Annotated in this window: 11 protein-coding genes; 9 read left to right on the forward strand and 2 right to left on the reverse strand. The window is 33.1% G+C overall.

Annotation, left to right across the window (positions count from 1 at the left end; all coding sequences use genetic code 11):
* Positions 1-3: 3 nt before the first annotated feature.
* From gatB to dinB, 6 genes are all read left to right on the forward strand, one after another.
* Positions 4-1,431 carry an Asp-tRNA(Asn)/Glu-tRNA(Gln) amidotransferase subunit GatB gene (gene gatB, locus HMPREF2597_RS01040; protein ID WP_002477948.1) on the forward strand — a complete coding sequence of 476 codons (1,428 nt, stop codon included), beginning with the start codon at positions 4-6 and terminating at the stop codon, positions 1,429-1,431.
* A 293-nt stretch (positions 1,432-1,724) separates the two neighbouring features.
* On the forward strand, positions 1,725-2,723 hold the full coding sequence (locus HMPREF2597_RS01045) for a diacylglycerol kinase (protein WP_002477949.1): 999 nt from the start codon (positions 1,725-1,727) through the stop codon (positions 2,721-2,723).
* Between the two features lie 82 nt (positions 2,724-2,805).
* Positions 2,806-4,191, forward strand: a complete 1,386-nt coding sequence (gene rlmD, locus HMPREF2597_RS01050) for a 23S rRNA (uracil(1939)-C(5))-methyltransferase RlmD (protein WP_002477950.1) — start codon at positions 2,806-2,808, stop codon at positions 4,189-4,191.
* Between the two features lie 174 nt (positions 4,192-4,365).
* Positions 4,366-4,914, forward strand: a complete 549-nt coding sequence (locus tag HMPREF2597_RS01055; RefSeq protein WP_002477951.1) for a DUF3267 domain-containing protein — start codon at positions 4,366-4,368, stop codon at positions 4,912-4,914.
* A gap of 101 nt (positions 4,915-5,015) precedes the next feature.
* Positions 5,016-5,321 carry a TfoX/Sxy family protein gene (locus tag HMPREF2597_RS01060; RefSeq protein ID WP_002477952.1) on the forward strand — a complete coding sequence of 102 codons (306 nt, stop codon included), beginning with the start codon at positions 5,016-5,018 and terminating at the stop codon, positions 5,319-5,321.
* A 41-nt stretch (positions 5,322-5,362) separates the two neighbouring features.
* Positions 5,363-6,442, forward strand: coding sequence for a DNA polymerase IV (gene dinB, locus HMPREF2597_RS01065; RefSeq protein ID WP_012990798.1), 1,080 nt, complete (start codon positions 5,363-5,365; stop codon positions 6,440-6,442).
* 214 nt (positions 6,443-6,656) lie between these two features.
* Here the strand turns inward: dinB and HMPREF2597_RS01070 are convergent, their stop codons facing one another.
* Positions 6,657-7,211 (reverse strand): 3'-5' exonuclease, encoded by a 555-nt coding sequence (locus HMPREF2597_RS01070; RefSeq protein ID WP_094449197.1) that lies wholly within the window; start codon positions 7,209-7,211, stop codon positions 6,657-6,659.
* A 153-nt stretch (positions 7,212-7,364) separates the two neighbouring features.
* Entirely contained in the window at positions 7,365-7,865 is a 501-nt protein-coding gene (gene ftnA, locus HMPREF2597_RS01075; RefSeq protein ID WP_002477954.1) for an H-type ferritin FtnA, read from the reverse strand.
* Positions 7,866-8,043: 178 nt separating this feature from the next.
* Here ftnA and HMPREF2597_RS01080 point away from each other — a divergent pair, with 178 nt between their 5' ends.
* From HMPREF2597_RS01080 to HMPREF2597_RS01090, 3 genes are all read left to right on the forward strand, one after another.
* Positions 8,044-9,357, forward strand: coding sequence for a lipid II isoglutaminyl synthase subunit MurT (locus HMPREF2597_RS01080; RefSeq protein ID WP_002477955.1), 1,314 nt, complete (start codon positions 8,044-8,046; stop codon positions 9,355-9,357).
* Complete coding sequence (locus HMPREF2597_RS01085) at positions 9,358-10,083, forward strand: lipid II isoglutaminyl synthase subunit GatD (RefSeq protein ID WP_002477956.1); 726 nt, start codon at positions 9,358-9,360, stop codon at positions 10,081-10,083.
* A gap of 232 nt (positions 10,084-10,315) precedes the next feature.
* Positions 10,316-10,867 carry an immunodominant staphylococcal antigen IsaB family protein gene (locus HMPREF2597_RS01090; protein WP_002477957.1) on the forward strand — a complete coding sequence of 184 codons (552 nt, stop codon included), beginning with the start codon at positions 10,316-10,318 and terminating at the stop codon, positions 10,865-10,867.
* The last annotated feature ends 311 nt before the right edge of the window (positions 10,868-11,178 follow it).

Here is an 11,178-nt window from a genome sequence, read left to right on the forward strand (position 1 = left end):
ATAATGCATTTTGAAACAGTTATCGGACTTGAAGTTCACGTTGAGTTAAAAACAGATTCTAAAATGTTCTCTCCATCACCCGCACATTTTGGGGCAGAACCAAACTCAAATACCAATGTAATTGATTTAGGATATCCGGGTGTCTTACCTGTTGTTAATAAACGTGCTGTTGATTGGGCAATGCGTGCATCAACGGCTTTAAACATGGATATTGCAACAAATTCTAAATTTGATCGTAAAAACTATTTCTATCCAGATAATCCAAAAGCGTATCAAATTTCACAATTTGATGAACCAATTGGTGAACATGGATATATTGATATTGAAGTAGATGGAGAAACAAAGCGTATTGGCATTACGCGTTTACACATGGAAGAAGATGCTGGTAAATTATCACACAAAGACGGCTATTCATTAGTCGATCTTAATCGCCAAGGTACGCCATTAATTGAAATAGTTTCTGAGCCTGATATTCGCTCTCCAAAAGAAGCTTATGCGTATTTGGAAAAATTACGTTCAATTATTCAATATACAGGTGTGTCAGATTGTAAAATGGAAGAAGGTTCATTACGTTGTGACGCCAATATTTCATTACGCCCATATGGGCAAAAAGAATTCGGTACTAAAACGGAATTAAAAAACCTTAACTCATTTAACTATGTTAGAAAAGGTTTGGAATATGAAGAAAAACGTCAAGAAGAAGAATTGCTCAATGGTGGTGTCATTGGACAAGAGACACGTCGTTTTGATGAGTCTACAGGTAAAACAATATTAATGCGTGTTAAAGAAGGTTCAGATGATTATCGTTACTTCCCAGAACCGGATATCGTTCCATTGTATGTTGATGACGCATGGAAAGAACGTGTACGACAAACCATTCCTGAACTACCAGATGAACGTAAAGCAAAATATGTCAAAGAATTAGGTTTACCAGAGTATGATGCACACGTGTTAACACTTACAAAAGAAATGTCTGATTTCTTTGAAGGTGCTGTAGCACAAGGTGCAGATGTGAAGTTAACATCTAACTGGCTCATGGGTGGCGTAAATGAATATTTAAATAAAAATCAAGTTGATTTAGAAGAAACAAAGTTAACACCTGAAAACTTAGCAGGTATGATTAAACTTATTGAAGATGGCACAATGAGCAGTAAAATTGCGAAAAAAGTTTTCCCTGAATTAGCTGAAAATGGTGGAGACGCAAAACAAATCATGGAAGACAAAGGTTTAGTGCAAATTTCAGACGAAGCAACTTTATTGAAATTTGTTAATGAAGCATTAGATAATAATCCACAATCAGTTGAAGATTATAAAAATGGTAAAGGTAGAGCGATGGGCTACTTAGTTGGTCAAATTATGAAAGCTTCAAAAGGCCAAGCGAATCCACAAATTGTCAATAAGTTATTGAAACAACAATTAGATCAACGCTAATATTATTTTCACAAACATGTGAAGTAATATTCATAGATTTATGCAATAGCTATAATATGAATATGTGAAGCGGCCACCTTTATAATATAAGAAAGAGTATGAGAACGCATAATGTCTTACTAAGCATTATGCGTTCTTAATCTATTGTAAAGTTAAATAAATGAAAACTTAATATTTGGTCAATAAAGTCAATTTAAAATTAATAATATTTACGATGTTAGACATAAATACTTTTAACTCCTGAATAAATCATTTAATATAAAGTATGAGTATAAAAAGTAGAGGGATAAACTATGAGAAAACGTGCAAGAATAATTTATAATCCTACATCAGGTAAAGAATTATTTAAAAGAACGTTACCAGATGTATTAATTAAATTAGAACGTGCTGGCTATGAAACGAGCGCTTATGCTACAGAACGTGTAGGTGATGCGACACTTGAAGCTGAACGTGCGTTAGCGTGTAACTATGATATGATTATTGCTGCTGGTGGGGATGGTACATTGAATGAGGTTGTCAACGGGATTGCAGAACAACCAAACAGACCAAAGTTAGGTATTATTCCTATGGGTACGGTTAATGATTTTGGTCGAGCTTTACATTTACCAAATGATATCATGGGAGCATTAGATGTAATCATAAATGGACATACTACAAAAGTAGATATAGGGAAAATGAACAACCGCTACTTTATTAATTTAGCTGCTGGCGGAAAAATTACTCAAGTGTCATATGAAACACCAAGTAAGCTAAAATCCATAGTTGGGCCTTTTGCATATTACATTAAAGGTTTTGAAATGCTTCCGCAGATGAATGCTGTAGATATAAGAATTGAATATGATGATGAAGTCTTTCAAGGAGAAACACTGTTATTTTTGTTAGGTTTAACCAATTCAATGGCAGGATTCGAAAAACTTGTTCCTGATGCTAAGTTAGATGATGGTTATTTCACTTTAATTATTGTTGAAAAGGCTAATTTAGCAGAATTAGGGCACATTATGACACTTGCTTCACGTGGGGAACATACCAAACATCCGAAAGTTATTTATAAAAAAGCTAAATCAGTCAATATTTCTTCATTTACTGAGATGCAATTAAATGTGGATGGTGAATATGGTGGAAAATTGCCAGCCAATTTTCTAAATTTAAAACGCCATATTGAAGTGTTTACGCCAAAAGACATACATAATGAAGAATTGACGGCAGATCAACAAGTTAAAAGTAGTATTAATGATAATCAAACAACAACTAGGGAAACATTTAACGATAATGAAAATAATAAGGTTGAATAGTTAGTTGAAGAGGTTGAGGTCTAGTTTGTGGACATAGGGTGTAAGCCACACATCTATATTAAACGACTTAAACCTCTTTTTCATGTGGGGTGAAGATGTGGAAGAAATAAACAAAAATGACATTAGAATCGGTAACGTCATTGATTTAACACACGAAGGGCATGGCGTAGTGAAAATTGATCGTTATCCAATATTTATTCCTAATGTCTTAATAAATGAAGAAATTAAGTATAAAGTTATTAAAGTAAAGAAGAATTTTGCAATAGGTAAATTACTTGAGGTAAATAAAGCGAGTCATCATAGAGTTGACCCTCCTTGTGTTTATTATTGGAAATGTGGAGGGTGTCAATTACAGCATATGAGTTATGAAGCGCAACTTGCAATGAAGAAAGAACAAGTTGTTAATCTTTTTCATAGAAAAGGGCAATTTACTGATACAGTAATCAATGACACTATTGGAATGGATAATCCTTGGCGCTATCGAAATAAGTCGCAAGTACCAATTGGTCAAGATAAAATGAACCATAAAATTATGGGCTATTACCGTCAAAGAAGCCATGATATTATCGATATGGATAGTTGCCTTATCCAAGATAAGCAACACCAAGATATTATGAATCATGTTAAAAAATGGATAAATGAATATCATATCAGTATTTATAACGAGCGGACTAAGAAAGGCGTTTTACGACACTTGGTGATACGCACTGGGCATTATACAGATGAAATCATGGTAATCTTTGTAACGAATGGTTCTAAATTTAAACACGCCAATATGCTGGTGGAACAGTTAAAACAAGCTTTTCCGAACATTACGAGTATCAAACAAAATATTAACAATAGTCATTCCAATGTAATTATGGGTCAGCAGTCGGCGACTTTATATGGGAAAGACAAGATCGTTGATCAATTAAGTGATATTACGTTTAAAATTAGTGATCAATCATTTTATCAAATTAATTCTAGCCAAACTGAAAAGCTATATCAAAAGGCTATTGATTATGCGCAATTAGATGGGCAAGAAATTGTACTTGATACGTATTGTGGTATAGGTACAATTGGCTTATATATGGCACCTGTAGCCAAACATGTCTATGGAGTTGAAGTAGTACCCTCTGCAATTAAAGATGCGCGCCAAAATGCACTAGTTAATGATTTACACAACACTACATTTGTGTGTGGTAAAGCGGAAGACGTCATTATGGATTGGCAACGTGAGGGTATCCAACCAGATGTTGTAATGGTAGATCCGCCTAGAAAAGGGTGTGAGGCGCAATTTATTCAAACATTGCTTGATTTAAATCCTGAACGAATTGTTTATATTTCATGCAATCCATCCACACAACAGCGTGACGCACATATGTTAGCTACGCAATATGATTTAAAAGAAATTACACCCGTAGACATGTTTCCACAAACCACACATATTGAGACGGTTGCTTTATTTAAAAAGAAACAGCATAAATAGAATAATTGGTAAATACTTTGTAAAATAATAATTTTCTATTTGTGTTACTTTTTAAGTATTTGACTGGATTATTAAATTCATATTACAGTCAACTTACTTTTTTGAAAAAACCTTTTGAGCATGGAATTAAAGTTGTATACTATAGATGACTTTAATGCACAGGAGGTCGAAGTGATGCACAAAATTGATTTAACTAACGGTATATTAAAGCCATACAGATTTGTTTGTCTTCAATTGGTGGTTATCATGTTTATGATATTGCTGACATATAAATGGGCGTTTACATTTACTCAAGTGATTGAACAAAGTATATTAATTAATGTGACTTTCGGCATAATTGGATTTTTAGTTATGTTAATCGTGCATAAATTAATTCATAAAATGATGTACTTTATTTTGTCAAAAGGCGATAGAATTCACTTCGACTATAAAAAAGGTTTACTCGTCAGTCAAACTTCGGATAAATATTTGAATATTTATCAATTTACAATCACAATGATTGCTCCACTTATTATAATAACAGCTGTTTTACTTATTATTTTTAACTTCTATGCTTATTCTTCAATTATTTTTATTAGCAGCATACATATTGGATACTGTCTTATAGATTTATATTTAGTAGGCACTGCATGGAGTAATCGCTTCAAATATATTCAAAATACAAATGACGGTCTCTATATGTATTATAATCGACCTTACTATTTTAATAACCAGTGTAAATAATATAGTATCTCAGTACAATTTGTATAGTGTGCGGATTACATGTTTTAACTTTTATTCCACAGTATAATTGTATTGAGATTTTTTATAGGGAGAAATCAATTTTGGCGACAAGTGAGCAGTTTTTCAATCAAATAATGACTAACATAAATAGCACATCAGTAAAAACACGTAAAATGATGGGCGAATATTTGATATATTATGATGATGTTTTGATTGGAGGTCTATATGATAATCAACTGCTTGTAAAAATGACTACACAATCTAGAAAGATAGCAACTAATTATCCGAGTGTGCGACCTTATCCTGGAGCAAAACCAATGATAAAAGTGGATGTTAATATTACCAATGAAGCATTGTTGTCGATATTTGAAGTAATTGCGGACGATTTAAAAACAAATAAACATTAGATTCATATGTATTCATTAAATGTCATAAAGGTGGGAGTGAAATGACAGAGAGACGAATCGTGCATATCGATATGGATTTCTTTTTTGCACAAGTAGAAATGAGAGATAATCCTAAGCTACGAGGTAAACCAGTTATCGTTGGTGGCAAAGCAAGTTCCAGAGGTGTTGTATCTACAGCATCATACGAGGCGCGTAAATATGGTGTCCATTCAGCTATGCCTATGTCACAGGCACACAAGTTATGTCCAGACGGTTATTATGTACAAGGACAATATGAAAAATATAGAACGATTTCAAATGAAATCATGTCGATTTTTCGTAGTTATACTGAAGCGGTTGAGCCTATGTCCTTAGATGAAGCTTATTTAGATATTACACACTTAGTACGTCCAGATTTACCGGCATCACAAATCGCTAACTATATTCGTCGTGATATTTATGAAAAGACACATCTTACTGCCTCTGCAGGTGTTTCGTATAATAAGTTTTTAGCCAAATTAGCTAGTGGTATGAACAAGCCAAATGGAATGACTGTCATAGATTATGAAAATGTCCATAAAATATTAATGGCATTAGACATTGGAGACTTTCCAGGTGTAGGTAAAGCTTCTGAAAAAATTATGCATAAGCATGGTATTTATAATGGTCAAGACTTATACCAAAAAGATGTGTTTGAGTTAGTTCGTTTATTCGGTAAACGAGGAAGAGGTTTATACAATAAAGCTCGAGGTATTGATGATAGCCCAGTGAAATCATCACGAATTCGAAAGTCTGTTGGCACAGAAAGAACCTTTGCAACAGATGTTAATGATGATGACGAAATTTTACAGAAAATGTGGGAGTTGTCAGGAAAGACAGCTGAACGTTTAAATAAATTGCAGAAGTCAGCTAAAACAGTGACAGTTAAAATTAAAACCTTTAAATTTGAGACTTTATCTAAACAGATGAGTCTCCGAGATCCAATTCGTTCTGAAACTGACATCTATAATATCGCATATATGTTGTATGCGGAATTAAAAGATCCTGAGACGCCTATACGGTTAATTGGAGTAACTGTAGGAAATTTGGTTAAGTCGACTTATCGTAATATGACGATTTATGACTTTATTTCTAAATCATAAGATAACAATATTAAAGCGCCAGGGACACAGTTATATTTTAAGCTATGAACTAAATATTGGCAGTAGTTGACTGAATTGAAAATATGCTGATACTAAGTTTGTTTCAATTCTAGTCAGCCTTGCCGGGGCAGGACGACGAATGCATTATGAATTCTGTCCTGCTCCCTCCTGTATTTTAGTATAGTATAACGATATTAAAAAATATCTATATAGTTTAGCCTTTGTCCTTTAAATTCTTACCATAGATAGAGAGCATCGTTGCTAAATCATCATAATGTTGCAACAACCGGAAAGTAATCATGGCACAGGCTTTAGCATCATTTAAAGCATCATGATGACCATGAAAATCTAAATTGTAAAAATCCATCATGTGCTTTAAACCATATCTTGGTGCATCTATAGTTCTCTTAGCAAGTTGATATGAACAAAAATAAGTTAAATCTGGAGTTATAATACCTGCTTGTTTCAAGCTCTGATGTAACACATTCATATCAAATGCAGCATTATGTGCGACAACGGGTAAATTAGCAATAAACTGTAGCATGTATGGAAATACATAATCAAATTGTGGTGCATGTATCACATCTTCTGGATTTATACCATGTACATTAATATTTTTTTTAGAAAAGTAATCTTGTGGATTTATTAACGTATGAAAAGATTCAGTAATTTGATTATCAATTACTTTTACCATACCAACTGAACAAATACTTGTACGTTTGCCATTGGCAGTTTCAAAGTCTAGAGCTACAAAGGCATTATTAGTCAATGGCATCACAACCTTTCTACAATCATTAATATAATGATTGTAAACCAAACATTCTCAATATGCATAGTAAAGTGATTAAGTCAAAATGAATAGATGTAAAAAAAGCCTGAAAATCATTATGATTTTCAGACATAAAACGAATACTAAGATGACTTATTCTTCATTAAAATTTCGTGATGCTAGTTCTTTTTCATATAAATAAAGTGTATTACAGTCATCACCAATACGATTTAAGTAATCAATATGTGTTTCAAACATAGCTTCTTCTTCAACTTGCTCATCTAAAAACCAGTTTAAAAATGATGTTGTCGCATAATCTTTATCATTACGTGCAATCTCTGATAAATTATAAAAACGATGCGTTACATCTTGTTCTTGGGCTAAACCATCTTTAAATGTTTCTAAAATTGAATTGAATTCAATCTTTGGTGCTGGCAAAGCAGAGAATTCAGCATGCTCGCCGCGGTCATTGATATAATCATAAATTTTTTGACCATGGAATCTTTCTTCTTTCGCTTGTTGAATATAAAAGTTAGCGAATCCTTCATATGATTCTTTGTCACAATACGCTGCCATTGCCATATACGCATGTGCAGCAAAATATTCATGGTTCATTTGTTCATTTAATGCAGCTAAAAGATCTTTACTTAGCATAAACATTCACCTCATTATTTAATTAACTTAATCAACCATCACCAGTATATCAAAGCATGTTGTGTTAGTAAAAGCTTTGAGTTCAATAAGAAAAGTTATATAATCTGGTAATGATTATTTTTTGTTATCCAGCGTACGTGTTATAATTATTCGAGTGAGAGAGACGAGGAGGAAGCCAATGAGACAATGGACTGCAATCCACTTAGCAAAACTTGCTAGAACTGCAAGCAGATCAATAGGTAAAAAAGGTACAGATTTACCAGGACAAATTGCACGCAGAGTGGATCCTACAATACTGCGCAAATTAGCAGCTAATGTTGATGATATTGTATTTATTAGTGGAACGAATGGAAAGACAACGACATCAAATTTAATAGGACATACATTAAAAAAGAATCATATTGATATAATTCATAATAATGAAGGTGCCAATATGGCCGCTGGAATTACATCTGCATTTATAATGCAATCAACAAAAAACACCAAAATTGCTGTTATTGAAATTGATGAAGGGTCAATTCCTCGTGTACTAAAAGAAGTGACACCTTCAATGATGGTCTTCACTAACTTTTTCCGTGACCAAATGGACCGATTTGGCGAAATAGATATTATGGTTAACAATATTGCAAAGTCTATAGGTAATAAGGGCATTAAATTATTATTAAATGCGGATGATCCATTTGTAAGTCGATTAAAAATTGCAAGTGATGCTTTAGTTTATTATGGTATGGAAGCTCATGCACATGAGTTTGAACAAAGTACCATGAATGAAAGTAAATATTGCCCTAACTGTGGACGTCTATTGCAATATGATTATATTCACTATAATCAAATTGGTCACTATCATTGTGAATGTGGATTCAAACGTGAAAATCCTACATATGAAGTTTCCACTTTTGAAGCGTCACCATTTCTAAATATGACGATCAATAATTTTACTTTTAATATGAAGATTGCTGGAGATTTCAACGCATTCAATGCTATAGCAGCATATGCTGTATTAAAAGAATTAGGTCTTAATGATGCATCGATTCAAAAAGGTTTTGAAACATATACTTCAGATAATGGACGAATGCAGTACTTTTCTAAAGGAAATAAAGAAGCGATGATAAATCTTGCTAAAAATCCTGCTGGTATGAATGCAAGTTTATCAGTTGGGGAACAGTTAGAAGGTAAAAAAGTGTATGTTATTAGCTTAAATGATAACGCAGCAGATGGTCGTGATACATCGTGGATTTACGATGCTGACTTTGAAAAGTTAACAAAACAAGATATTGAAGCCATAATCGTTACAGGTACTCGTGCTGAAGAACTTCAATTGCGTTTGAAACTTGCTGAAGTAAATGTACCTGTTATTGTTGAAAACGACATTTACAAAGCAACTGCTAAAACAATGGACTATACATCGTTTACGGTCGCTATTCCTAACTATACTTCTTTAACACCAATGTTAGAGCAATTAAATCGCTCTTTTGAAGGAGGACAGTCGTAAATGAATGAACTGACGGTATATCATTTTATGTCTGATAAATTAAATTTATACAGTGACATTGGTAATATTATTGCGTTAAAACAACGTGCTAAAAAGAGAAATATCAAACTTAATGTTAAAGAAATTAATGAAACAGATGGTGTAACATTTGATGATTGCGATATTTTTTTCATTGGTGGTGGTAGTGATAGAGAGCAAGCGCTCGCCACTAAAGAACTTAGTAAGATTAAGATGCCACTTAAAGAAGCGATAGAAGATGGTATGCCTGGTCTTACTATCTGCGGCGGGTACCAATTTTTAGGCACGAAATATATTACACCAGATGGCACAGAACTTGAAGGATTAGGTGTACTTGACTTTTATACAGAGTCTCAAACAGATCGTTTAACAGGTGACATTGTTATTGAAAGTGATACATTTGGAACAATAGTTGGCTTTGAAAACCATGGTGGTAGAACTTATCATAATTTTGGTACGCTTGGTCATGTAACACATGGCTACGGGAATAATGACACAGATCGCAAAGAAGGAATTCACTATAAGAATTTATTAGGTTCTTATTTACATGGTCCTGTATTACCGAAAAATCACGAAATGACAGATTATTTGCTTGAAAAAGCATGTGAACGAAAAGGAATTCCATTTGAGCCTAAAGAATTAGATAATACTGAAGAAGAAGCCGCGAAAAAAGTATTGATTGATCGTGCTAAAAACAATAAAAAGTAAAGATTTAAAGGGTAACGTGTTGAGAGTTAGATTAATGACTAAATTAGTTGATAATCTAACTCTTTTTTAATTCAGACACTTAGGATGCTTAACCGTCTTTAAAATGAAGATGAAGGACAGTAAAGTGCTAGAAAGAGGGAGATGAGAAAAATAGATTAGACTTTCATCCAATGTTGATATACTAAAAGTGTGTGAGTGAACTTTAATTTTAAAAGTATATAGGAGTGAGAAAATGAAGGTTTTCAAAATGATGGGTTTAACGCTTGCTGCATCATCGATGGCTTTTTCACTTTCGCAAGTTGCACACGCTGAACAAATGGTTAATGGGGACAATCATGCGTCAAGTTACAACAATCAAGTAACTCAAGCTCAAGGCGAGTTTGTACATAATGGTAATGCAGGTAAAAATGCTTCTTATCTTACTAGTGAAAATTTTATTAACGCATTAGATAGTGGACAGTTGAACTTTAACGGCTACAAGATTGATCAGGACAAGGAAGATAATATAGAGTACAAACAGGTGTATGATCAAGAAGTTAGAGCAACAAGTGATGATACTGCTACAAGTATTCGATTTAAAGTAACGGATCAATCAGTGTCTTTAAACCAAATGAAAGATGCTTATCCTAGTGATAAATTGAATCGTATACCTCACACTAATTCAGACACTAATCATCCCAATGATGGTGTATATGTATATCATGGAGATCAAATTAAATTACAATTCAAAATAGAAAATGACTATGTCACTTCAGTGACGATTGGTCAAGGTGAAACAGAATAAATTCTATATTTTAAAAAACACCTCGAAAAGGTTCATTGTGAGTGAATCTTTTTGAGGTATTTGTATTTTATATGGTTTATTTAGCAAAATGAAAATCTAAAATTTTATAAATATGTAATATCACATAAATAAGATGACTTTTCATTTGAATTTGATTACATTTTCTATTTTATTGATAGATTACTTTTCACAAGAAAAATGGAGCGGGACAGAAATCATTATGAATTCGTGGTCCCGCTCCGTCAAAGTTGACTAGGATTGAAACAAGCTTAGTATGAGCATATTTTCAATCCAGTCAACTACTGCCAATA

Origin of the sequence: Staphylococcus sp. HMSC063A07 (assembly GCF_001836955.1) — a bacterium.
GTDB lineage: Bacteria > Bacillota > Bacilli > Staphylococcales > Staphylococcaceae > Staphylococcus > Staphylococcus lugdunensis.